The organism is Streptomyces sp. (assembly GCF_019510245.1).
Classification (GTDB): Bacteria; Actinomycetota; Actinomycetes; order Streptomycetales; family Streptomycetaceae; genus Streptomyces.
Genome location: NZ_JAEKKT010000127.1, coordinates 38,882 through 62,721 on the forward strand (window position 1 = coordinate 38,882; position 23,840 = coordinate 62,721).

Below are 23,840 nucleotides of genomic sequence, written 5' to 3' on the forward strand. Positions count from 1 at the left end.
CTTGGCTTCCCCGTGTTCAGTCCACTCTCACTCTTTTCTCAGGTCAGGACCTCCTGGGGGCCTGCACCGGCCGTAATTGGACGTTCCGTCAGCCGTTGTCGCCGTAGCGGACCCGGTGGCAGAGGGCCGGAAGCTCCCCGGAGGCGAGTCTCGGCAGCACCTCCGGCAGCTCTTCGAACGCGCTTTCCCCGGTGATGAGGGCGTCCAGCGCCGGGTCGGCCAGCAGCTCCAGGGCCAGGGCGAGCCGGTCGGCGTACGTGCGGCCGGCGCGGGCGGCCGGGGAGACGGTGCCGACCTGGCTGCTGCGCACGGTGAGCCGGCGGGAGTGGAAGGCCTCGCCGAGCGGGAGGGCGATCCGCCGGTCGCCGTACCAGCTCAGGTCGAGGACCGTGCCCTCCGGCGCGAGGAGCTCCAGCGCGCGGGTCAGGCCCTGTTCGGTGGCGCTGGCGTGCACGACCAGGTCGCACTCCCCGAGGGCGTCCTCGGGGGCCGCGAAGTCCACGCCGAGGGCCTCGGCGGTCTCGGCCCGGGCCGGGTCGGCGTCCACCAGCTGGAGCCGTACGCCGGGGAAGCGGGCGAGCAGGGCGGCGACCGAGCAGCCGACCATGCCGCCGCCGATGACCGCGATCCGGTCGCCGAGCAGCGGCGCCGCGTCCCAGAGGGCGTTCACGGCGGTCTCGATCGTGCCCGCGAGTACCGCACGTGCCGGGGGTACCCGCTCCGGTACCACCGTCACCGCGCTCACCGGAACGACGTAACGCGTCTGATGCGGGTACAGACAGAAGACCGTTCGCCCGATCAGCCCATCGGGGCCCTGCTCGACCTGGCCGACGCTGAGGTAGCCGTACTTCACCGGACCGGGGAACTCGCCCTCCTGGAAGGGCGCCCGCATCACGGCGTGTTGGCTCTGCGGCACCCCGCCCCGGAACACCAGGGTCTCCGTGCCCCGGCTGACCCCCGAGTACAGCGCGCGCACCAGTACCTCACCCTCGGCGGGCTCCGCGAGCAGGACGTCACGGAGCTCTCCGTGGCCCGGAGAGCGGAGCCAGAACGCGCGGGCCGAGGAGTTCATCGGCATCCTCCTGAACGATCGGGAAGTGGTTCACGTACGGAGATGTGCACAGCGAGAGGTGCACAGGCCGCGCACAGTACGCGGCGTTGATCGACTCTGTCACTCGGCCGGAGGACGTGCGGTGGCCCTGAACAACACTTACGAAGCCAGGCTGGTCCAGCAGGAGACCGCTGTGGGAGCGGGCGTGCAGATCCTGTTGCTGGCCCTGCTCGGGACGGCGATCGGCATGGGGCCGGCCGGCTGGCTTGTGGGTCTCGCGTTCGCGATAGCCACCTGGGCGGTGCTCTCCCGGGCCCTGCACCGCGCCCGGCCGCGCTCCTTCGGCCCCGCCAACCGGGTGACCCTCGGCCGCGCGATCCTGGTCGGCGGCGTGACCGCCCTGGTCGCCGACTCCTTCGAGAGCTCGCCGCCGGTCACCCTGCTGGTCGGCCTGACGGCCGTGGCCCTCATCCTCGACGGCGTCGACGGCAAGGTGGCCCGCAGGACGGGTACGTCGACCGCGCTGGGCGCCCGCTTCGACATGGAGGTCGACGCGTTCCTGATCCTGGTGCTGAGCGTGTACGTCTCGACGCAGCTGGGGCCCTGGGTGCTGCTGATCGGCGGGATGCGTTACGCGTTCGTCGCGGCGGCGAAGGCCGCGCCCTGGCTGAACGCCCCGCTGCCGCACTCCATGGCCCGCAAGACGGTCGCCGCGATGCAGGGCATCTGCCTGCTGCTGGCCGGCGCGGACCTGCTGCCCTACGTGGCCAACCTGGGCGTGGTGCTGCTGGCGCTCGGCTCCCTGGTCTGGTCCTTCGGCCGGGACGTGCGGTGGCTGTGGCGCAACGCGCGGCCGGCTGCCCTGGCGGCGGCGCCCGCGGCGGCGGCATCGGAGCGCGTGCCGGACTCCGCCGAGGAGCTGGAGATCCTGGAGCTGGCGGTGCGCTGAACCGAGCACGGCGAAGGGGCCCGGACCGGGGAGCGGTCCGGGCCCCTTCGCCGTTCACCGACGCAGCGACGGATGTCGGTCTACGACTTCGCGCCCCGCGTCCGTACGACGGCGAAGGCGGCCGCCGCCAGGCCGAGAACGCCGACGATCAGACCCGCGATGCCGAGGCCGCGGGCGGTCGAGTCACTGGAGCCGGCGGCCGCGGTGGTCGCCTTCCCGCTGCTCTCGGTGGCCGGCGCCGCCGGCGCGGCGGAGTCGTCGCCCGCGGCGGTCAGTTTGAGCGTCGGCGCCGGGTTCTCCGGCTCGTCGTCGCCGCTCTGCGCCTCCTCGATCCAGCGGACGACCTTGCCGTCGGAGTAGGTCTGCAGGGTCTTGAAGGTCAGCTGGTCGGTGTCCTCGGGCAGTTGCCCGAAGGCGACGTCGAAGTCCTCGAACTGGCCGGCGCCGATCTTGCCGCCGGTCCAGGTGATCTCGGAGGCGGCCTCGGTGATGGTGCCGTCGTCGGTCTTCACGGGCGTCTTGAGCTTGGTGGTGGTCACCTTGGCGGTCCAGCCGTCGTGCGGGGTCACGAGGACGCCCAGGACCGGGTGGTCGGTGGGCAGGTAGACCTGGACCTTGGTGGTGGCGGCGGTGTCCTCCTCGTTGGGCACGCGGAAGGTGAGCACGCCGTCGGTGGCGCCCTTGGCGTAGCTCTCGGGGTGGACGGTGACGTGCGCGGCGGCGATGCCGGCGGCGGCCAGGACCGACGCGGTGGTGAGCGCGGTGACGGTGGCGGCGCGGCGGAGGGTCAGTCGGGTGGTGGACATGGGTGAGTCGATCTCCGTACGGGTGAGGTCTGCTGGCGTGTCTGACGACTGTCAGGCGGGGTACGGGACCGGGTTCGGGGGGCCGCGCCGGCTCACCGCGTGCCGCAGCGCGAGCAGCGGGCGGGGCCGTATCGGGCCGGCCGGGGCCAGGCGGGGCCCGCCGGCCGGGGCGGGCAGGGGGGCGTCGTGCCACCAGGCGGCCAGGCCCGGGACGAGCGTGGCGGTCCGCCTCAGCAGCGACCACAGCGCGGCCTCACCGCGCCGCAGCCACCAGGAGGCGACGAGCGCGGCGACGACGTGGGCGAGGGTGGCGTGCGCGGTCAGGACGTGGACGTGCGGGTGCTGCTCCGCCGGCCCGCGCATACCGGCCATGCTCGCCATGCCGGTCACAGCAGACATGCCGGCCGTGACATGACCGTGCATGCGCATGGGGGCCATGGTCGTGGCGGGCGCGGGAGCAGCGGGAGTGACTGCACGGGCCGCGTCGAAGCCGAAGTGCAGACCGGCCTGGGTGAGCAGCATGCCGACACCGATCTCCGGCAACCCGCGCTCACGCTCCGCGAGGGCCCGCCCGAGGGCGAACACGACCACGAACCCGGCCGCGTCAGCCCACAGCGGCGGCATGTCGCCCATGGTCAGACCGTGCCCGGCGGCAGCCAGCAGCACGCACACCGCGGCGAACACCGCGGCACGCAGGCTCCGTACCGCCGGTGACGCACTCATGGTGAGCGATCCTCCCACGATGGGGGGATACGCGAGGCACGGACGCCCCGTTCACTCGTGGCTGGGGATTTCCGGTGCGACGGTCGTGGCCTGCTGAGCGAGGGCGGTGGTCGGCTGCGGCCGTACCGCGACACCGCCCCGACCTCCAGCAGGGCGCCGGTCCCCGGTCGGAGCGCGACATATGTGGGCCGGCCTCGGCCACCGCCCGTTGAGCCGCGATGGAAAGCACTCAGGAGTTCCGCCCACCGAGCGAGCCACCTCCCGCGCGTATGGCCCAGCAGTCTTCTGACGGCAGAGGCGACGTGGGCTCCGCCTCAGATGCGGTGCTGCGGTACTCCGTTGACCGACAAGTCTGCATCAGGCTTACGAGGCTCGGTCGTGGGGCGCGCAGGACCGGCTGACACGGACGTCGTCGCGGGCCTCGCGGCGGCGGCGCCGGTCAGCTGATGTCGATCACGACCTTGCCCCGGGCGGTGCCGCTCTCCACCGCGGCGTGGGCGTCGGCGACGTCGGCGAGCGTGAAGTGCCTCGGGTCGAGCAGCGGCTTGAGTGCCCCGGCGTCGGCGAGCGCGGCCGCCTCGCGCATGATCTCGCCGTGGTGTTCCCGACCGCGCCCGGTCAGCAGGGGCAGCAGGGTGAAGACACCGGAGTAGGTCGCGCCGCGGAAGGACAGGGGGGCGAGGCTGTGGCTTCCCCAGCCCAGGGCGCTCACGACGTGCCCCGTGTAGGTGCGTACCGCGGCGAAGGAGTCGTCGAGGACGGAGCCGCCGACGGTGTCGAAGACGACGTCGAAGCCCTCGCCGCCGGTGTGCTCGGCGACGTACTCCTGCACGGCGGTGGTGGTGTAGTCGATCGGGGTGGCGCCCAGGCGCTGGACGACCTCCCGTCGGGCGGACGAGGCGGTGGCGAAGACCTCGGCACCGCGGGCCCGGGCGATCTGGACGGCCACCTGGCCGATGCCGCCGGCTCCGCCGTGGACGAGGACCTTCTGTCCCGCGTGGACCTGCGCCCGGTCCACCAGTCCCTCCCAGGCCGTGATGAAGACCAGGGGCAGCGCCGCCGCCTCGCGCATGCTGAGCGCGGCCGGCTTGCGGGCCAGCAGACGGGCGTCGACGGCCGCGTACTCGGCGAGCGTGCCCTGCACGTCACCGACGCCGCCGGTCATGCCGAAGACCTCGTCGCCGGCGGCGAAGTCCGTGACGCCGGGGCCGGCCTCCTCGACCACGCCGGCCAGGTCCAGGCCGAGGACGGCCGGGAGCGTGCGCCGGGCGTGGGCGGCCTTGCCGGCCCGGATCTTGGTGTCCAGCGGATTGACGCCGCTGGCCCCGATCCTGACAAGCACCTGCCCCGGGCCGGCGTCGGGCTCGTCGATCTCACGGAGGACCAGCGGAGTGTCGAACTCCCGGAGGACCACTGCGCGCATGACTGCGCCTCTTTCCTGTCTTGCCGGGTGGATGTGCGCGGTCGGCACGGTGGTGCACCGGCCGCGATCAGATGTGACTGCCGACGAGCAGGTGTGCCGCCGACTTCGCTTCCTCCACGACGGAGCGGTCCTGGAGGAGGCGTCCCGAGGTCAGGGCGCCGTCGATCAGAAGCCCGATCTGCCGGGCGAGCGCGCCGGGGGCTTTTGCCCCGGCGCGCTCGCACAGTTCGGTCAGCCAGGCCTGACGACGCCGCGTGTGCTGCACGGTGATGGACCGGGCCTCCGAGTCCAGGTCCGCCTCGACCGCCGCGCTGACGAACGGACACCCGAAGAAGCCATGCCGGTCGAAGGCATCCGTCAGCGCGTCGAACAGTGCGACGAGCTGCTCTCGAGGGTCGTCCCCGCTGCGCGCGGCGGCGTCCTGCAGCTGTGCCATCCAGGAGTCGTCGGTCCTGCGCAGGTACGCCGCGACGAGCTCTTCCTTGGTGCGGAAGTGCACGTACAGCGTCGACTTCGCGACGCCCGACGCCGCGATGACCTGATCGACACCGACGCCGCGCAGCCCGTTCGCGTAGAACAGCTCCGCCGCCGCCGTGAGGATCCTCTCCTCGGACTTCGTCTTCCTGACCCGTGTCACCATGGCTCGGCCTCCTTAATCGGACAGACTAGTTCGTTCGATTAAGCTCGGCAAGCGCGGAGTCCTGGGGCCGGCGTAGTCCTGGGCAGCATCGAGGCCAACCCTGATCCGGCCCGCAGCGTCTGCCGGCGAGCCGGGTCCGGGGGTTCGTGCGTCCGGGGCTTGGCACGGCGCGGTAGGCGCGGGTGCGGTGGGCGCGGGTGCGGTGGGCGCGGTACTCCCCTGGTCCGCGCCCACCGCGGTCTGTGTCAGGCCGCCCGGCGGGCCTGTCCCCGGTGGTCGCGGATGATGTCCGCGTAGCGGTGGCCGCTGCCCTTGATCGTGCGGACCTGGGTGCGGTAGTCGACGTGGACCAGGCCGAAGCGCTTGGCGTAGCCGTACGCCCACTCGAAGTTGTCCAGCAGCGACCAGGCGAAGTAGCCGGCCAGCGGGGCCCCCTTGCGGGCCGCCGAGGCGCAGGCCGCGAGGTGGCTGACCAGGTAGGCCTGGCGCTCGGGGTCGTCGATCGTGCCGTCGGGGCGGACCACGTCGGGGTAGGCGGAGCCGTTCTCGGTGACGTAGATCTTGCGGGCGCCGTACTCCTCGGTCAGGCGCAGCAGGAGCGTCTCGATGCCGCTCGCGTCGATCTCCCAGTCCATGCCGGTGCGCGGGACGTCGGGGCGGTGGACCGAACGGGCGTAGGGCGCGGGGCCGCTCGGGTCGTTCTCGATGTAGGCCGGGAAGTAGTAGTTCAGGCCCAGCCAGTCGAGCGGGGTGGCGATGGTCTCCAGGTCGCCGGCGCGCTCGGGGAGTTCGACGCCGTAGGTATCGACCATGTCGGCCGGGAAGCCGCGGCCGTGCACCGGGTCCAGCCACCAGCGGTTGACGTGCCCGTCGTGGCGGCGGACGGCGGCCGCGTCCTCGGGCCGGTCCGAGGCGGCGAACACGGTGGAGAGGTTGTTGACGATGCCGACCTCGGCGCCGGGCGCGGCGGCACGGATCGCCTGGGCGGCCAGGCCGTGGCCGAGGAGCAGGTGGTAGGAGGCCCGGACGGCGGCCGTGAGGTCGGTCCAGCCGGGGGCCATCTTGCCCTCCAAGTGGCCGATCCAGGCGGAGCAGGACGGCTCGTTGAGGGTGGTCCAGTGCTTGACCCGGTCACCGAGGCGCTCCGCGACCACGGAGGCGTACGCGGCGAAGTGCTCGGCGGTCGCCCGCTCGGGCCAGCCGCCCCGGTCCTGGAGGGCCTGCGGCAGGTCCCAGTGGTAGAGGGTGACCGACGGGGTGATGCCGGCCGCCAGCAGGGCGTCGATCAACTCGTCGTAGAAGTCGAGACCCTTGGCGTTGACCGGGCCGTCCCCGCCGGGCCGCACGCGCGGCCAGGCGACCGACAGCCGGTAGGCGTTGGCGCCCAGTTGCCGCATCAGGTCGATGTCCTCGCGCCAGCGGTGGTAGTGGTCGCACGCGACGTCCCCGTTGTCGTCGCCTGCGATCTTCCCCGGGGTGTGCGAGAAGGTGTCCCAGATGGAGGGTGCACGGCCGTCCTCGGCGACGGCTCCCTCGATCTGGTACGCCGCGGTTGCCGTGCCCCACAGGAAGTCGTGCGGGAGGGCGGCGAGGTCGATGGTCACGAAATTCCCTTCGGAACTGGCTTCGTTGCGAAGCGGGTTCACTTGACGGCGCCGGCGGTCAGCCCGGCGACGAGGTAGCGCTGGAGGAGCAGGAAGCCGGCCACGACGGGGACGCTGACCACGAGCGAGGCGGCCATGATCTGGTTCCAGTACACGTTGTTGAGCGTGGAGTAGCCCTGGAGGCCGACGGCCAGGGTGCGGGTGGTGTCGTTGGTCATCACCGACGCGAACAGCACCTCGCCCCAGGCGGTCATGAAGGCGTAGACGGCGACCGCGACGATGCCGGGGATCGCGGCGGGTACGACGATCCGCAGCAGCGCGCCGAGCGGCCCGCAGCCGTCCACCAGCGCCGCCTCGTCCAGGTCCCGCGGGACCGAGTCGAAGTACCCGATCAGCATCCAGATCGAGAACGGCAGCGAGAACGTCAGGTAGGTGAGGATCAGGCCGCCGCGGGAGCCGAACAGGGCGATGCCGGTGGCGTTGCCGATGTTCACGTACAGGAGGAACAGGGGCAGCAGGAAGAGGATGCCCGGGAACATCTGCGTGGACAGCACGGTGACCGTGAAGACGCGCTTGCCGCGGAACTCGTAGCGGCTCACCGCGTAGGCGGCGAACACCGCGACGACGACCGAGCACACGGTGGCCGCGACCGACACGATCAGCGAGTTCACGAAGTACCGGGCGAGCGGGATCGTCGACCAGATGTCGATGTACGGGCGGATCGTCAGGCCGCTCGGCAGCCAGCGGAACTCGCCGGTGACGTCCGCGAGGGGCTTGAGCGAGCTGGAGACCATCACGTACACGGGGACCAGCACGAACCCGGTGAGCAGCGTGAGGAAGACCCGCCGGGACCAGAGGAAGGACCGCGGCGGGGCCATGGGCGAGCTAGACATCCGAGGTCCTCCGTCCGCGCGAGGTGAGCACCAGGTACACGCCGGTCACCACCAGCAGGAAGAGCAGCAGGAGCACGGACATGGCCGAGCCGGTGCCGAAGTTCCAGGTGACGAAGGAGGCCTGGTAGATGTGCACCGAGATGAGGTCGGCGGCCTCCGGGGCGGACCTGCCGAACAGGACGAACGGCGTGTTGAAGTCGTTGAACGTCCACAGGAACAGGACCAGGATCAGCACCTGGTTGACCGGGCGCAGCGACGGCAGGGTGATCCGGCGGATCTGCTGCCACATGCCGGCGCCGTCCAGGGCGGCCGCCTCGTACAGCTCCCGCGGAATGTTCTGGAGGCCGGCCATCACGATCAGGAAGGCGAACGGCCAGCCCTTCCACACCGACACGGTGAGCAGGGCGTAGAAGCTGTTGTCGCCGATCAGCCAGAAGGACGGCTTGTCGGTGAGGTGCAGCTGGTCGTGCAGCACGTGGTTCACCAGGCCGTTGTCGTGCTGGAACATGAACACCCAGGTGATGACGGCCGCGTAGACCGGCAGCGCGTACGGCACCAGGAACAGCGCGCGCAGCAGGCCACGGCCCTTGAAGGTGTCCTGCATGAACACGGCGGCCGCGGTGCCGATCAGCCAGCACAGGCCGACCGAGAGCAGGGTGAAGCCGACGGTGACGAAGAACGAGTGCAGCAGGGCCTTGCCGATCGGGGCGTCGAACTCGACCGACAGCTTGTAGTTGCCGAATCCGGCCCAGGGGGCGGTGGTCCAGTCGCGGATGTAGAACTGGGTGAGCTCCTTGAAGCTCATCACGACGCCGATGACCATCGGGACGAGATGGACGAGGAGTTCGAGCAGCAGGGCGGGCAGGAGCAGCAGGTAGGGCAGTCCGATCCGGCGGATCCGCCCGGGACGGCGGCCCGAGCCGCCCGCCGTCCCGGGGGAGTTCGCACGCACCGGCTCTTGTACGGCGGTGGTGGTGGTCGTCATGGTGCTCAGGCCGCCGGCATCTGCTGCTGGGCCTTCTCCAGCTCGGCCTTCACGGAGTCGGTGGTGATGGCGCGGCCGGCGGCGGCGTCGGCGAACAGGTTCTTGACCGCCGTACCGACCGTGGTCTCGAACTGCGACTCCGAGGCCACCTGGGGCAGGGCCGCGGCACTGGTGGCGAGGGTGTTCTTCAGGACCGAGTTGGCCGGGGTGTTGAAGGCCGCGTCCTCCTGGGCGGTCTTGACCGGCGGGATGGAGCTGTAGGCGGTGTTGAGGATCTTCTGCTCGTCGTCGCTGGTCATGAACTTCACGAACTTCGTCGCGCCGTCGAGGTTCTTGGTGTTCTTGAAGACGGCCATGTTGATGCCGGCGACCATCGAGTTGACCTGGGCGCCGGTGCCGGGGGTGCCGGACTGCACGGGCACCGGGGCGATGCCGTAGTCGCTGTCGCTCATGCCCTGCGACTTGAGGTTGGCGGACGCCGACTGCCACAGCAGCATGGCCTGCTTGCCCTTGGCGAAGTCGCTGACCGACTGGTTCTGCGCGTACTCGGCGTCACCGGTCGGGATGACCTTGTCCTTGGCCATCAGGTCGACGTACTGCTTGACCGCGGCGACGACGTTGGGGTCGGTGAAGTTGGGCTTGCCGTCGGAGGTGAAGAAGTCGGCGCCGTGCTGCTTGGCGAAGACGAAGACGTGGTGGATGTTCTCCGAGACGTTGCCGCCCTCGGCGCCGAGGACCGACTTGCCCTTCGCCGATATCTTCTTGCCGTCGGCGATCAGCTCGTCCCAGGTGGCCGGGGGCTTGGGGATGCCGGCGTCGGCGAAGATCTTCTTGTTGTAGTAGAGGGCGTACGCCATCGAGTAGAGCGGTACGGCCGCCGGGTCCTTGCCCTCGGCGCCCGTGGAGCCGAGCGCGGAGTCGACGAACCGGTCCCTGCCGCCGATCTTGCCGAAGTTCTTGGCGTCCCAGGGCAGCAGCGCGCCGGTCGCCTGGAGCGAGGCGCTCCAGGTGTTGCCGATGTTCAGCACGTCGGGGCCCTGACCCGAGGTGGTCGCGGTCAGGATCCGGTTGAGCAGGTCCGACCAGGGCACGACCTCCAGCTTGACCTTGATGCCGGTCTGCTTCTGAAACTTGTCGAGCTCCGGCTGGAGGACCTTCTTGTCGACCTCGATGCTGGCGCCCTGGTTGGAGGCCCAGTAGGTGAGCGTCTTCGGGGAGTCGTTGGACCCGCCCCCGGTGGACGAACCGCCACCGCAGGCCGTGGCCGCGAGGGCGAGGGACATGGTGACGGCGCCTACGGCCGCGGCTCGGATGCTGCGCATGGCTCCAGCTGTGCCTTTCCGGGAGTCGTTAACCCCGAGAGGGCTTCGCGAAGGCCGGCGCCCGCGCGTGCGGACGGCCGGACCGACGTTCGGCTTCCGAAGCCCCTCATGGCTTAATTTAGGACGTGAGTTAATCCCCCGAACAGTGGCTCGTCAAGGGATCCGGCACGGGTATCGGCGCAGGCGGGCCGGGGAACAGCCGGTTCCGGAGCGGGGGTACGCCCACGCCGACGGCGTGACCTGGGCCGAAGCCGGATGACCTGCGCGGAAAGCGGGCGTATGCCGTTCCACAACGGTTCTGTTTCGACGGCCGGTTGCGGGCGGCCGGAGGCCGGAGGTGGAGCGACGGGCGTCGGGAGAACGGCGACGCGAAAGGCGTGAACGGCGAGGGGACGGACGGCGATCGGGGGGGCGAGCGGCGCCGGAGGGTCGGTCGGCGCCTCGGAGGACGGGTCGGGACATCGGACGTCGGCTGCGGGGATGGGGGCCGGGGAGGTTGTCCCCGGCCCCACCCCCCGCCCGGTGTCAGTGGGCGGATACGGCGGTCGGAGCCGGTGCAAGGCCGACCGGGCGGATGGTGAAGGTGCCGCGGCCCTGGGTGCGGCCGCGCAGCCGGGTCGCGTAGCCGAAGAGTTCGGCCAGCGGCACGGTGGCGGTGAGCACCGCCGCGCCGCCCCGCGCCGTGGAACCGGTGACCCGGCCGCGCCGGGCCGCCAGGTCGCCGAGCACGCCGCCCACCGCGTCCTCGGGCACGGTGACCGTGACCTCGGCGACTGTCGGAGGAGTCCTTCACATGCGTCGAGCCGTCGGTCAGCGTGACGCGCAGCCCGGTCACCGGATGCCCGCCGAGGGGGCCCTCGGCGAGGGCGTCCCGGCAGCCGGCCTCGACCGCGCGGACGTACTCCTGCGGCACCCGGCCGCCGGCGACCGCCGACCGGAACACGAAGCCGCCCTCGCACCCGCCGTCGTGACCGCCCTCAAGGCCGCCCTCGCACCCGCCCTCGCACCCGCCCTCGCGCCCGAGCGGTTCGACGTCGAGGACGACGTGCGCGAACTGCCCGGCCCCGCCGGTCTGGTGGACGTGCCGGTGGACGAAGCCGGTCACCCCGCGGGCCACGGTCTCCCTGAGGGCGACCCGCGGCCGGCCCACCGTCACCTCGGGGCCGCCGTCCCGGCGGATCTTCTCCACCGCGACCTCCAGGTGCAGTTCACCCATCCCGGACAGCACGGTCTGCCCGGTCTCGGCGTCGGTGCGCACCACCAGTGAGGGGTCCTCCGTCGCCAGCCGGGCGAGCGCCTGTGCCAGCCGGTCGGTGTCGGTACGGCGGCGGGCCTCGACGGCGACCGAGACCACCGGTTCCGCGGCGGCCGGCGGCTCCAGGAGCAGCGGGGCGTCCGGGGCGCACAGCGTGGCGCCGGGGCGGGCCGACTTCAGCCCGACGACGGCGACGATGTCACCGGCCACCGCCCGGTCGAGGGGTTCGTGCCGGTCGGCCATGACGCGGAGGATGCGCGCCACGCGTTCGGTGCGGCGCGTCGCCGGGTCCCACACGGTGTCTCCCTTCTCGATCGTGCCCGAGTAGACCCGGACGTGGGTGAGGCGCCCGGTGGCGGTCGCGGTCACCTTGAACGCGAGCGCGGCGAACGGCCCCTCGGGGTCGGCGGCCCGCCGCTGCTCGGCGCCCTGGTGGGTACCGCGCACGGCGGGGACGTCGAGCGGCGAGGGCAGATAGGCCACGGCCGCGTCCAGGAGCGGTTCGACGCCCCGGTTGCGGTAGGCGGAGCCGCACAGGACGACGACGCCCTCACCGCTCAGGGTGAGGTCGCGCAGGGCGCCGGTCAGCGTGGCCGTGGACAGCCGGCCGGGCGGTGCGCAGAACTCCTCCAGCGCGCCCGGGTGCAGCGCGGCCACCGCCTCCACCAACTCGTGCCGGCGCCGGTGGGCCGGCTCCCGCAACTCCTCGGGAACGGGTCCCTCCGTCGCCGTACCGCCGTCGTCCGCCCAGACCAGCGCCCGCATGCGTACGAGGTCGACGACGCCGGTGAAGCCGTCCTCCGTGCCGATGGGCAACTGGACGACGAGCGGGGCCGGGTGGAGCCGGCCCCGGATCGACGCGACGGCCCGGTCGAGGTCGGCGCCCGCGCGGTCCAGCTTGTTGACGAAGGCGATCCTGGGGACGCCGTGCCGGTCGGCCTGCCGCCACACCGACTCGCTCTGCGGCTCGACGCCGGCGACCGCGTCGAACACGGCGATCGCGCCGTCGAGGACGCGCAGGGAGCGTTCGACCTCGTCGGCGAAGTCGACGTGGCCGGGGGTGTCGATGAGGTTGACGCGGTGGCCGCGCCAGGCGCAGCTGACGGCCGCGGCGAAGATGGTGATGCCGCGGTCGCGTTCCTGGGGGTCGAAATCGGTGACAGTGGTGCCGTCATGGACCTCGCCGCGTCTGTGGATGGTGCCGGTGGCGAACAGGATGCGTTCGGTGACGGTGGTCTTCCCGGCGTCGACGTGGGCGAGGATGCCCAGGTTGCGAACGGCGGCAAGGGGGTTGACGGAGTTCGGGTGGAGTTCGGTGCGCATGGCCCGGTGCCTTTCGGATGACGGTTCCCGGAATCGCTCCCGGAAGGGGCAGCGCGATTTCCCGTGCGGCGAAGTCCACCGGTCCGGCCTGACGGCACGTCACAGTACGTACATGTGCCGGTGGTCGACTGATCCGGTCGCGCGTCACGGAGTCCGGTGCCGGCCGCGCAGCGGGCACCGGAGGGACGGGGACACGAGGATCACGTCGAAGCGGGAAAGGGAACGGGAAAGGAAGGGGACAACAGCGGTGCGATCCCGCATGGCCCTCTCCCCCTCGTTCGTCCGAACTCGTCACGGCACAGCACCGCGACCGCGGTTCGCGGCTACGGTGCGTGACAGTGGACGAGTGTAGGCAGGAGGCGCGGGGCACGGCACCCGGTTTTCGACCGGCTGTCTCGATCCTTCAAGTCCCGGACAGACGACTGCGCTTCGACTGTCACCTCTCGGCCGCCCGACCGGGAGCGCCGCTGGGTAGCGTCGTCGCGTCGAGCCATCGGCACGGGAAAGGCGGCCCCATGTCCCATCGAGACGACACCCCGGCACAAGAGAACACCGGACAGAGCAGGCGCGGTTTTCTCCGCAGCACGGCGCTGGCCGGCGCGGGAGCGGCGGCAGCGGGAACCGGCGCGACCATGCTCGGCACGGCGCCCGCCACCGCCGCGGCGGCCAACGGCAGCGCCGGGAGCGGCACCTGGAGACCGGATCCGGCCGCCCTCCGGTTCACCCTCGCGGTGATGCCGGACACCCAGTTCCTGTACTGGGACAGCCAGGACAGCGTCAACCGGGCGCCGCAGGAGGCGTCGTTCCGTTACGTGATCGACCACAGCGGAGACGCGAACGGCGACAACATCGTGTTCATGGCGCACCTCGGCGACCTGACCCAGGACGCGGACCCGTCCTCGTTCCAGCAGGTCGACAAGGCGTTCGCGCTGCTGGACGCGCACGGCGCCGGGTACAACGTGCTGGCCGGCAACCACGACGTGAGCGGCGACGACAGCCGCGGTGACACCCCGTACCTGCGGACCATGGGCCCACAGCGGTTCGCGCACGCGAAGACGTTCGCCGGGGCCGACGCGACCGGCTACAACACCGCGCACGTCTTCCGGGCCGCCGGGCGCTCCTGGCTGCTGCTCGCCCTGGACTGGCGGACCAGCGAGCAGGGTTTCGCGTGGGCCGAGAGCGTCATCAGGGCCCACCCGAAGCTGCCGGTGATCCTCACGACCCACGACCTCGTCTACTCGAACTACGATGACAACGTTTTCCCATACGACTCCGGCGACCCGGAGGACAACGCCGTGCTCTCCGACCACGGCCGGGCAGTCTGGGACCGGCTGATCGACGGCAACGACCAGATCTTCCTCACCCTCAACGGCCACTACTGGCCGCCCGCGCGGACGACCGCGAAGAACGCCGCCAGCAACGATGTGCACCTGCACATCACCAACTACCAGAACCGCTACTTCGGCGGTGGCGGCATGATCCGGCTCTACCACTTCGACCTGGCCCGCAAGACGATCGACGTGGAGACGATCAACCCGTGGATCCTGGCCCAGAAGCCGGAGTCCCGTACCGAACTCGCGGCCGAGCACGCCCGGATCACCGGCCCGGTGGACGACTTCTCGGTGCCGATCGACTTCGAGCAGCGCTTCTCCGGCTTCGCCCCGGTTCCGGACCGGCCCGCCCGGCCGGCCGGCCGGGAACTGGTGAAGAGCACGCTCGCGTACTGGCGCTTCGACGGGCAGGGCGCGCCCGGCACCGCACTCGCCGCGGGCGACATCGTCCGCGACCTGTCCGGCAAGGGCAACGACCTGACCGTGGTGACCCTGCCGGGCACCGCGGCGGACGCGCTCACCTGGTCCTCCGACCACCACCCCGACCAGCCCGCGCACGCCGGCCTGAAGTTCAGCGGGGGCCGCAACCCGCTGCACGGCTCGTACCTGACCACCGAGGCGCACGCACCGCTGAACGACGAGACGTTCAGGTTCGGGTACACCATCGAGACGTTCGTGATGCTGGCGCTGGACTGGGACGCCGGGAAGAACGGCTGGGCGTCGGTACTCAGCCGCCGCGGCTCGGCAGGGGACGCCGGAAAGCACGGCAGGAACACCGACCCGGGCGAGCCGGTGCTCCAGCTCTCCGTCTCGAACAACGGCCGCGAGCCGCAGTTCAACCACTACCCGCTGAACGACACCTGGCCGACCACCAACTGGGGGCACGGCCTGGCCGAACTCAAGTGGTGGCACCTCGCGGTGGTCAACGACGGCCGTCGCACCAGGCTGTACGTCGAGGGCGCCCCGGTCGTCGACAACCCCGACCGCCGGTCGGTCGGCCTCACTTCGCTCGGGCTGCCGTGGATGGTGGGCGGCCACGAGTACGCGGGCGCCGTCGACATGGTGTTCCACGGCAGCATCGGCGACATCCGCATCGTGAACCGCCCCCTGGCCACGGACGAGTTCCTGACGGCGCGATGAGCGGCGTCTCCCGCCCCCGGCCCGCCCGCCGGGGACTGGAGACATCCCGGAATGGTATGGAGTTGGTCTAGTCCTCTTGACTGAAGGGCATGACGACGGTTTGGTATGTACCAAATCTCGGCCCACCCTCACCGCCCCCCATGGGCATCCCGAAAGGGCCACTGTCATGCACCTGGCAAGATTTGCAGCCTCCGCATGCGCGCTCGCACTCGCGGCCACCGGCGTCACCGTCGCGCTGGCCCCCGCCGGCAGCGCCGCGGGCAGCAGCGTCTACTCCGTGGCTCCCTACGTCGACATGTCGAACGGTCAGGAAGGACTGCTCGACACCGCCGTCACGGGACACGGACTCAAGGCCTACACAGCCGCCTTCGTACTCGGCGAGGGCTGCACGCAGATCTGGGGCGACACGCTCCCCATAGGCAACGACTCCTACACCGACCCCGAGATCGCCAGGGCGAAGTCCGAGGGCGCCTCCGTCATCATCTCCTCCGGCGGGGCGAGCGGTGAGCCGCTCGCCTGGACGTGCTCGACCCAGAGCAGCATCGACGCCGGCTACCAGGCCATCATCAACGACTACGGCGTCACCCAGCTCGACTTCGACGTCGAGGGTGCCGCCATCGCGGACACCGCGGCCGCGGCCCGTCAGATGCAGGCGATGAAGGACCTCAAGGCGTCCAACCCGAACCTGAAGTTCTCCATGACCCTGCCCGTGCTGACCAGCGGGCTCACCGGCGACGGCGTCAACATCCTCAAGGCCGCGAAGACGGCGGGCATCAGGATCGACGTGGTCAACATCATGGCCATGGACTACTACGCGGGCACCGGCACCGAGATGGGCCAGGGCGCGGTCTCCGCGGCCAAGGCCACGCTGGCCCAGATGCAGTCCGTCGACTCCGGCTACACCTACGCCAACTTCGGCATCACGCCGATGATCGGCAAGAACGACGACGGGTCCACCTTCACCCTCGCGGACGCCCGGACGGTGGAGTCCTTCGCCGCGCAGAACGGCGTCGGGCGGCTGTCGTTCTGGTCGGCCAACCGGGACCAGCCGTGCAGCGGAAGCGCCAACTCGCTCTCCACGTGCAGCGAGATCAGCCAGAACACGCTCGCCTTCACCGACGCGTTCGTGCCCTACGCGGGCAGCACGGGCGGTGGCGGCGGAGGCACCACCACCGACTTCTCCCTCTCCCTGTCGCCGGGGTCCGCCTCGGTCCCCCAGGGCGGCTCGGCGACCGCGACGGTCGGCATGGCCGTCACCTCCGGCAGCGCCGAGTCCGTCGGCCTCTCCGCCTCCGGCGCACCGTCCGGCGTCAGCGTCTCCTTCAACCCCGCTTCCGTGACGTCCGGCGGCAGTTCGACGCTGACGGCGACGGTCGGCTCGTCCGTGGCCGCGGGCACCTACCCGATCACCGTCACCGGTACGGCCGCGAGCGGCAGCCACAGCGCGACCTACTCACTCACCGTCACGTCCTCCGGCAGCGGCGGAGGCGGCGGGGGCTCGCTGACCAACGCGGGCTTCGAGACCGGCAGCCTGACCCCCTGGACGTGCACCGGCGGCAGCTCGGTGGTCGCCGGCCCCGTCCACAGCGGCAGCCACGGCCTCCAGGTCACGCCGAGCTCCAGCAGCACCGGCGAGTGCGACCAGAGCGTCACCCTGGCCGCCAACCACACCTACACTCTAACCGCGTGGGTACAGGGCCCGTACGCCTACGTCGGGGTCAGCGGCGGCGCCACCGCGAGCACCTGGTCGAACAGCACCGGCTGGAACCAGCTCACGGTCAGCTTCACCACCGGAAGCAGCGGAGCGGTGACCGTCTACGTGCACGGCTGGTACGGCCAGTCAAACGTCGACGCGGACGACTTCGCCCTCGGCTGACGGCCTCTCCATGCGCGCCCCGGCGGCGGCCTCGGGTCTCATCCCCCGGCGAGCCGACGGGGCGCGTTTCGCACTCCGGCCCGGACGAGGAGGCTCGCAACCGTATCGACCTGCCCATGATTGAACCGTTTCAACACCCGCAAGCCCCCTCCCTCACGAGACCGAGGAGAGTCATCCCGTGAACCATCCGCTCAAAGGCGCGCTCCGCATCGCGCTCGCTGTCGGCCTCGCCCTGGCCCTCGGCCGCGTGGCACCCTTCGAGTCGCCGCCGGCCGCGGCCGCCACGTCGGCGGGGGCCACCCCCGGCGACCCCTACCTCCTCGCTCCCACCTCGCGGACGCTCGCACCGGTCTCGGTGTACCGGACCGCCGGCTCGGTGAGCGACCCCACCCATGTGCTGTCGCACCAGGCCGCCCGGCTGAACGGCAGCGGCTCGGCCGTGACCCTGGACTTCGGCAAGGAGGTCGGCGGTATCGTCATCCTCAGTTTTTCCGGGGCGAGCAGTGCCGGGCGGAGCGTGGGGCTGGCCTTCAGCGAGTCGTCGCTGTACGTCGCCAACAGCAGCGACAACTCGGGCGGCGGTACGGACGGCGCGATCTACGCGCCGGTCAACGGCGCCGGCAGCTACGCCATGCCCGCCGACAAGCTGCGCGGCGGCTTCCGCTATCTGACGCTCTTCCTCGACTCCGGTGGCTGGGTGGACGTCAACGGCGTCTCGCTCGCGTACTCGGCCGCCCCCGGAGCCACGAATCCGGCGGCCTACCCGGACTGCTTTTACTCCAACGACACGCTGCTCAACCGCATCTGGTACGCGGGTGCCTACACCGTCCAGATGGACACCATCGACCCGGTCCAGGGCCGGGTGTGGCCGCTGCCCTCCTCCGGCTGGGAGAACAACGGCGTGGTGGGCGTGGGCAGCGAGGTCCTGACCGACGGCGCCAAACGGGACCGCTCCGTGTGGCCCGGCGACATGGGCATCTCCCTGCCCACGGCCTACGTCAGCACCGACGACATGACGGCCGCCCGCAACTCGCTGGCCACCGTGTACCAGATGCAACAGTCGTCGGGCGAACTCCTCTGGGCGGGACCGGAGTTCAATTTCTTCGGCTCCGACACTTACCACATGTGGACGCTGCTCGGCACCTACACCTACTACCTGGACACCGCCGACCGGACCTGGCTCGACGGCATCTGAGCGCGGTACAAGCGCGGCGTCGACTTCATCACCGGCAAAGTCGACTCGAACGGCCTGCTCGACGTCACCGGGACCCTGGACTGGGCCCGCACCGGCCAGGGCGGGGAGAACATCGCGGCCAATGCCATGCTCTACCGGGTCCTGACCACCGGCGCGTCCCTGGCCCGCACCGAGGGCGACAGCACGCTGACGACCAGCTACGGCGACCAGGCCGCGGCGCTCAGAACGCAGATCAACTCCCGGCTGTGGGACGCGTCCACCGGCGCCTACCAGGACAACCCCACCAGCACCGTCCACCCGCAGGACGGGAACTCCCTCGCCGTCTGGTACGGCGTGACCTCCTCCGCCGCACAGGCCGACAACGTGACCGCCTACCTGCGCACCCGCTGGGGCAGCCGCGGCTCGCAGACCCCGGAGTGGAACAACAACATCTCGCCGTTCACCGGCTCCATGGAGGTCTACGCCCACCTCGCCGCCGGTGACGACACCAACGCCCTGAACCTCATCAGGACCGAGTGGGGCTTCATGCTCGACTCCCCGATCGGCACCGACAGCACGTTCTGGGAGGGGTATTCGAACCAGGGGGACGTCGGCCCCTACGGCGGCTCCTTCACCAGCATGGCGCACGGCTGGTCCACCGGTCCCCCCGGCGCGCTCACCTCCGACGTCCTGGGCATCCAGCCGACCAGCACGGGCGGCACCGCCTACCAGGTCGTCCCGCACCCCGGCGATCTCACCCACGTCGAGGGCACCCTGACCGTCGCCGCCGGAAAGACCGTCCACGTCAGCTACGGCCACCCCGCCGCCGGCAACTTCACCCTGCAGGTCGACACGGGCCCCGACACCGGCTCCACCGGGGTGATCGCCGTACCCAGGTTCGGCCGGAGCCACACGGTCACGATCAACGGCACCACCGCCTGGAACGGCACCGCCCTCACCGGCGCCACCGGCGTCGCGAGCGCGGACCAGGACGCCGACTACATCTACTTCCGCGGCGTGCAACCCGGTTCGTACACCGTCGCCTACCCCACCACGGGCACCGTGTCTCCCGCCGAGCACACCTCTCTGCCGGGCACCTGGGCACAGTGCGCGCTGGAGAACGGCATCTGCGCCGTCTCCGGGACGCAGACCCTCGCCTTCGGCGCCCAGGGCCGGTTCGACTACCTCACCGCCACCGGAAACACCGCGTGCACGAACACGGCGTTCGGCGACGACCCGATCAGCGGCCTGGCCAAGGCCTGTTACGTCCAGCCCCCGCCGCCCACGACGAACGTCTGGGCCCCGTGCGCAGCCGAGGGCGGCACCTGCTCCTACGCCGGCGTGATGACCGTCGCCTACGGCGCCGACGGCACGTACACCTATGCCACCGTGCCGAGCACCGCCTGCAGCAACACGGCCTTCCCCGACCCCACGCCAGGCACCGCCAAGTCCTGCTACCTGACGGCACCGCCGCCCACGTTCACGACGTGGACCACCTGCGCTGCGGAGAACGGCAGTTGCTCGTTCACCGGCACCCACGAGGTCGCCTACGGGGCCGACGGCCACTACGCCTACGGCAGCTTCACGGGCGGCACCCCCTGTGACAACGCTGTCTTCGGCGACCCCTCCGCCGGGACGGTCAAGAACTGCTACGTCCAGTAGCGGCAGGCATCGAGGAGGGCCGGTTCCCCGGGCACGCGCCCGGGGAACCGGCCCTGTCTTTGCCGGAGTTACTGCCCGAAGCCGTAGGCGAACAGGTGGTCGGTACCCGTGGAGCCGGTCACCGGCAGCGTCACCGACGCCACCTGCTTCGCCGGATCCAGCGCGACCTTCGTCGCGAAGACGTAGGTCTTCACGCCGTCCCGGCCCCCGCTCCCGGTGTTCCGGTAGGTGGTGGTGACGGCCGTCGTGTCACCCGGCAGCGGCTTGCTCGGGCCGCCGTTGAGCGTCCAGTCCGAGAAGCCGACCGTCGCCCGGGAGGTGGTGCCGTCGGTGTAGGTGACGGTCAGCGTGCCCGAGACCCCGCTGCCGTCGGTCGGGGCGTTGACGGCGGCGCCCAGCAGGCCCAGCGACGACCCCGAGGTGCCCGCCGGCATGGGAATCGTCTGCCCGGCCATCTCCAGGTTGTCGAGCTGACCGGACGTCACCGTCGGCCAGGTGTAGGAGATGCCGTCGACGGTGAGGGTGGAGCCGCTCGTGACGCCGGCGGCCGACAGCGCGTTCTGCGAGTAGGCCCAGCCGCCGCCGTCGAAGCCGCCCGAGTAGGTGGTGCCGTCGGGGTAGATGCCCTCGTTGGTGGCGTACGGCCACAGCGCACCGGGCTTGGCGACGGCCACGCGGAGGCTCGCCCCGGACAGTGCCGCACCCGTGCCGTGGTCGGTGAGGGCGAAGGTGACCGGGTACGTCCCCTCGCTCGCACCGGCCGTCACATGGACCTTGGCCTCGGCGCTGCCCGAGGCGGGCACCGTCAGCGAGCCGGACGCCGTGTCCAGCGTGACGCCGGAGGGCGCCGTCGCCGTCCAGTCGACCGTGACGGCCTTGCTGCCGAGGTTGGTCAGGTCGAGGGTGGCGTCATCGCCCTTGCCCGGCTGGAGGACCAGGCCGTTGCTGGGACCGGTGGCCGCCAGCACCCGGCCGCCGCCCGTGGTGTCCGACGGCGGCACCGCCGACGGTCCGGACGCCCAGGAGGTGTTCGGCTGGGTGCCGAGCGTGTATTCGAGCGTGCCCGCGCCCTTGAACTGCTGGTAGGTCAGCCAGGAGGTGTTCCAGGCCTTGCCCTTGACGTGCAGGGACTGCACGTACGGCGCGTCGGGCGCGGCCTGCGGCGCGTTGATCCGCACCGTCCTGCCGTTGCCGAGGGTCACCTGGGCGACCGGGAAAGCGGGGCTGCCGAGCACCAGGGTGTCCGTGCCCGGGGTCTCCGGGTACATGCCGAGCTCGGACCAGACGTACCAGGAGCTCATGGCGCCGAGGTCGTCGTTGCCGAACGAGCCGACCGGGGCGTTGAAGTAGAGGCCCTGCTGGGCCGCGCGGACGGCTGCCTGGGTCTTCCAGGGCTGGCCCGTGTAGTCGTACTCCCACGGGATCTCGACGCTGGGCTCGTTGCTCAGGTCGGCGTCGGTGCCGCCGGGGCTGGTGATGTCGTCGAGGAGGCTGTCCAGGTAGTCCGAGTACGCCTTGGTGCCGCCGCGGGCCTGGATGAGCTGTTGCAGGTTGAAGGGGACCATGGGGGTGTACTGGGCGGAGGTGCCCTCCACGAAACCGTTGGACGTGCCGGGGGTGAAGCCGCCCGCGAACTGGCCGTCCTTGTTCCTGGCCTGCATGTAGCCGGTCTGCGGGTTGAAGACGTTCATCCAGTCCTGGGCACGGGTGGCGAACTTCTGGTAGACGGCCGTCCTGCCGAGCGACTTCGCGAACGCGGCGAGAGCGTAGTCGGCGCTGTCGTACTCCAGTTGGGTGGAGACCGGGCCGTAGAAGTTGCAGCAGTTGTAGTCGTTCTCGTCCAGCGGGAGGTAGCCCTTGGCGTCCCGCACCGACTCGCCGGGGCGGTCGTTGTTCGGGACGGTGGCCTCGTGCTGGAGGGCGGCGAGCGCCTTGGCGGTGTCGAAGTCCGTCGCGCCGAAGGCGTACGCGTCGGTGATGATGCCGGCGGCCGGGTCGCCGACCATCACGTAGCTCTCGCCGTTGTTGGAGGCCCACTTGGGCAGCAGGCCCGTCTGGTCGTAGCCGTTGAGCATCGAGGTGACGACGTCACTGGCGACCTTGGGTTCGACCATCGCCATCAGCTGGGTCTGGGAGCGGTAGGTGTCCCAGCCCGAGTAGTTGGCGTACTGGGCCTGCTGCCCCTTGGCCAGCTTGTGGATCTGGTTGTCCATGCCCATGTACTGGCCGTTGTCGTCGGAGAAGACGTTCGGGTGCAGCAGGGCGTGGTAGAGCGCGGTGTAGAACTGCGTCTGCTGGTCGGCGGATCCGCCGCCCACCTCGATCTTCTTCAGCACCGCGTTCCAGGCGTCGTGGTTGGCCTTCGCGACGGCGCCGACGTTCCAGTTCTTGATCTCCTTGCCGAGGTTGTCCGCCGCGTTGGCGTCGCTCGTGTACGAGATGCCGACCTTCGCCGTGACCGTGGTGTTCGCGGAGGTGTCGAAGGTCAGGTACATGCCGTTGGCGCCGGTCGTGGGCGGCTGGGCGGCCTCGGCGGCCTTGGACAGCCGGGAGGCGGCACTGGCGCCCGGGGTCGCGGAGGCCTTGGCGGAGGCCTTGGCGGGCGTCCCGTGGACCGTCGGGGCCGGCTTCGCCGGGACGGTGAAGTGCTTCTCCTTCAGCGGCTTCGAGGTGGACTCCTGCGGGGCCGGAACGACCTTGCCCGCCTTCAGTGACTTCGCGTCGGGGTTGATGGTGCCGCCGACCCAGGTGCCGCTCGCCGCGAACGGCCGGTCGAACTTGACGTCGAAGTGCAGCGTGTACCGGTTGCTCGCGCCGCAGAAGTGGCCGCTGTCGATCGCGCCGCTGATCTCCTTGCTGTTCACCACCTGGACGCGGGTCCCGTCCACCTGGGTGGCGCCCCCGCTGAGCTTGAACAGCAGGTTCGCCTGCTGTCCCGCCGGGAAGGCGAAGGTGCCGAGCCCGGCGCGGGTGGTGTCGGTCAGCTCGGTCTTCACGCCGTTGGCGTCGGTGACCTTGTAGGACCCGACGGCGGCCTGCTCGTCGGCGTGGCTGAAGCCGACCGACGTACTGCCGAGGTCGCCCGAGAGCGCGCCGGTCACCGGCAGCACGGGCAGGTCGCCCGCGACCGGGCAGCCCGGGCCCGAGACGTGGGTGAGGCTGAAGCCGGAGATCTTCTTGTCGGCGTACTCGTAGCCGCCGCCGTCGGGGCGGTTCGGCGTCGTGTCCGGACCCCACTGGACCATGCCGGCCGGCATGTCGGGGCCGGGGAAGGTGTCCACCGCACCGGAGGTGCCGATGAGGGGGTTGACGAGGGACGCGGGGTCGGTCACGAGGGCCGGCGTCCCGGCGCTCGCGGCCAGGGCGCTTCCCGTCGCCGAGAGCGGCAGGGCTGCCATGCCCAGGACGCAGACCACGGCAAGGCGTCGGCGGAATCTGGCTCGGGTGGAGGGTGGTGCGGCTGAACGTCGGGGTCTCACCATCGGTTGCCTCCGCAGCGGTTCGTGCTTCGCACATCAGGTGTCGGCGCGCCGAAAGTCACCGGAATGCCGGCGACAGGCAACGAATCCGGTCGCTCCCACGGCCTGACAACGTTGCCATGCACGAGAGTTGAGTGAAACGCCTGTGCTTGCGGCGTGTCAACGAGGTCAACAAGACTTTCTGGTCGCGAAGTTCACGAAGAG

The 23,840-nt window shown here is 70.9% G+C and carries 15 protein-coding genes and 1 pseudogene; 5 read left to right on the forward strand and 11 right to left on the reverse strand.

The window, feature by feature from the left end:
• Positions 1-88 precede the first annotated feature (88 nt).
• Positions 89-1,072 carry a zinc-binding alcohol dehydrogenase gene (locus JF597_RS14845; protein ID WP_293994258.1) on the reverse strand — a complete coding sequence of 328 codons (984 nt, stop codon included), beginning with the start codon at positions 1,070-1,072 and terminating at the stop codon, positions 89-91.
• A gap of 121 nt (positions 1,073-1,193) precedes the next feature.
• On the opposite strand from JF597_RS14845, the gene JF597_RS14850 reads away from it, so the two are divergent.
• Positions 1,194-2,000, forward strand: a complete 807-nt coding sequence (locus JF597_RS14850; protein WP_293994260.1) for a CDP-alcohol phosphatidyltransferase family protein — start codon at positions 1,194-1,196, stop codon at positions 1,998-2,000.
• Between the two features lie 80 nt (positions 2,001-2,080).
• Here JF597_RS14850 and JF597_RS14855 read toward each other — a convergent pair whose 3' ends face one another.
• From JF597_RS14855 to JF597_RS14895, 9 genes and pseudogenes are all read right to left on the reverse strand, one after another.
• Complete coding sequence (locus tag JF597_RS14855) at positions 2,081-2,806, reverse strand: YcnI family protein (RefSeq protein WP_293994262.1); 726 nt, start codon at positions 2,804-2,806, stop codon at positions 2,081-2,083.
• Between the two features lie 51 nt (positions 2,807-2,857).
• Entirely contained in the window at positions 2,858-3,529 is a 672-nt protein-coding gene (locus JF597_RS14860; protein WP_293994264.1) for a hypothetical protein, read from the reverse strand.
• 439 nt (positions 3,530-3,968) lie between these two features.
• The gene (locus JF597_RS14865; protein ID WP_293994266.1) at positions 3,969-4,952 is read right to left on the reverse strand and encodes a zinc-dependent alcohol dehydrogenase family protein; all 984 of its coding nucleotides are present in this window, start codon (positions 4,950-4,952) and stop codon (positions 3,969-3,971) included.
• Between the two features lie 67 nt (positions 4,953-5,019).
• Positions 5,020-5,592, reverse strand: coding sequence for a TetR/AcrR family transcriptional regulator (locus tag JF597_RS14870; RefSeq protein ID WP_293994268.1), 573 nt, complete (start codon positions 5,590-5,592; stop codon positions 5,020-5,022).
• Between the two features lie 245 nt (positions 5,593-5,837).
• Positions 5,838-7,196, reverse strand: coding sequence for a GH1 family beta-glucosidase (locus JF597_RS14875; protein WP_293994271.1), 1,359 nt, complete (start codon positions 7,194-7,196; stop codon positions 5,838-5,840).
• Between the two features lie 38 nt (positions 7,197-7,234).
• Positions 7,235-8,074 (reverse strand): carbohydrate ABC transporter permease, encoded by an 840-nt coding sequence (locus JF597_RS14880; protein ID WP_293994580.1) that lies wholly within the window; start codon positions 8,072-8,074, stop codon positions 7,235-7,237.
• A 7-nt stretch (positions 8,075-8,081) separates the two neighbouring features.
• Positions 8,082-9,074, reverse strand: coding sequence for a carbohydrate ABC transporter permease (locus tag JF597_RS14885; RefSeq protein WP_293994273.1), 993 nt, complete (start codon positions 9,072-9,074; stop codon positions 8,082-8,084).
• 5 nt (positions 9,075-9,079) lie between these two features.
• A complete protein-coding gene (locus tag JF597_RS14890) occupies positions 9,080-10,396 on the reverse strand; it encodes a sugar ABC transporter substrate-binding protein (RefSeq protein ID WP_293994275.1) in 1,317 nt (438 codons plus the stop codon).
• A gap of 525 nt (positions 10,397-10,921) precedes the next feature.
• Positions 10,922-12,974 (reverse strand): annotated as a pseudogene (locus tag JF597_RS14895) (elongation factor G).
• A 515-nt stretch (positions 12,975-13,489) separates the two neighbouring features.
• Between JF597_RS14895 and JF597_RS14900 the strand changes: the two are divergent.
• The 4 genes from JF597_RS14900 (at position 13,490) to JF597_RS14915 (ending at position 20,157) form a co-directional block, all read left to right on the forward strand.
• Positions 13,490-15,445, forward strand: coding sequence for a LamG-like jellyroll fold domain-containing protein (locus JF597_RS14900; protein WP_293994277.1), 1,956 nt, complete (start codon positions 13,490-13,492; stop codon positions 15,443-15,445).
• Positions 15,446-15,611: 166 nt separating this feature from the next.
• Entirely contained in the window at positions 15,612-17,321 is a 1,710-nt protein-coding gene (locus JF597_RS14905; RefSeq protein ID WP_293994279.1) for a carbohydrate binding domain-containing protein, read from the forward strand.
• Between the two features lie 178 nt (positions 17,322-17,499).
• A complete protein-coding gene (locus JF597_RS14910; protein ID WP_293994281.1) occupies positions 17,500-18,516 on the forward strand; it encodes a hypothetical protein in 1,017 nt (338 codons plus the stop codon).
• Positions 18,517-18,642: 126 nt separating this feature from the next.
• On the forward strand, positions 18,643-20,157 hold the full coding sequence (locus JF597_RS14915; protein WP_293994283.1) for a hypothetical protein: 1,515 nt from the start codon (positions 18,643-18,645) through the stop codon (positions 20,155-20,157).
• 68 nt (positions 20,158-20,225) lie between these two features.
• Here JF597_RS14915 and JF597_RS14920 read toward each other — a convergent pair whose 3' ends face one another.
• Positions 20,226-23,555, reverse strand: coding sequence for a lectin (locus tag JF597_RS14920; protein WP_293994285.1), 3,330 nt, complete (start codon positions 23,553-23,555; stop codon positions 20,226-20,228).
• Between the last annotated feature and the right edge of the window lie 285 nt (positions 23,556-23,840).

Excerpts from the sequence above, each read along its gene's own strand:
- JF597_RS14885 (WP_293994273.1), bottom strand. The coding sequence starts at position 9,074 with ATGACGACCACCACCACCGCCGTACAAGAGCCGGTGCGTGCGAACTCC.
- JF597_RS14920 (WP_293994285.1), bottom strand. The coding sequence starts at position 23,555 with ATGGCAGCCCTGCCGCTCTCGGCGACGGGAAGCGCCCTGGCCGCGAGC.
- JF597_RS14905 (WP_293994279.1), top strand. The coding sequence starts at position 15,612 with ATGCACCTGGCAAGATTTGCAGCCTCCGCATGCGCGCTCGCACTCGCG.
- JF597_RS14865 (WP_293994266.1), bottom strand. The coding sequence starts at position 4,952 with ATGCGCGCAGTGGTCCTCCGGGAGTTCGACACTCCGCTGGTCCTCCGT.
- JF597_RS14845 (WP_293994258.1), bottom strand. The coding sequence starts at position 1,072 with ATGAACTCCTCGGCCCGCGCGTTCTGGCTCCGCTCTCCGGGCCACGGA.
- JF597_RS14855 (WP_293994262.1), bottom strand. The coding sequence starts at position 2,806 with ATGTCCACCACCCGACTGACCCTCCGCCGCGCCGCCACCGTCACCGCG.
- JF597_RS14915 (WP_293994283.1), top strand. The coding sequence starts at position 18,643 with ATGCTCTACCGGGTCCTGACCACCGGCGCGTCCCTGGCCCGCACCGAG.
- JF597_RS14890 (WP_293994275.1), bottom strand. The coding sequence starts at position 10,396 with ATGCGCAGCATCCGAGCCGCGGCCGTAGGCGCCGTCACCATGTCCCTC.
- JF597_RS14880 (WP_293994580.1), bottom strand. The coding sequence starts at position 8,074 with ATGGCCCCGCCGCGGTCCTTCCTCTGGTCCCGGCGGGTCTTCCTCACG.
- JF597_RS14860 (WP_293994264.1), bottom strand. The coding sequence starts at position 3,529 with ATGAGTGCGTCACCGGCGGTACGGAGCCTGCGTGCCGCGGTGTTCGCC.
- JF597_RS14870 (WP_293994268.1), bottom strand. The coding sequence starts at position 5,592 with ATGGTGACACGGGTCAGGAAGACGAAGTCCGAGGAGAGGATCCTCACG.
- JF597_RS14900 (WP_293994277.1), top strand. The coding sequence starts at position 13,490 with ATGTCCCATCGAGACGACACCCCGGCACAAGAGAACACCGGACAGAGC.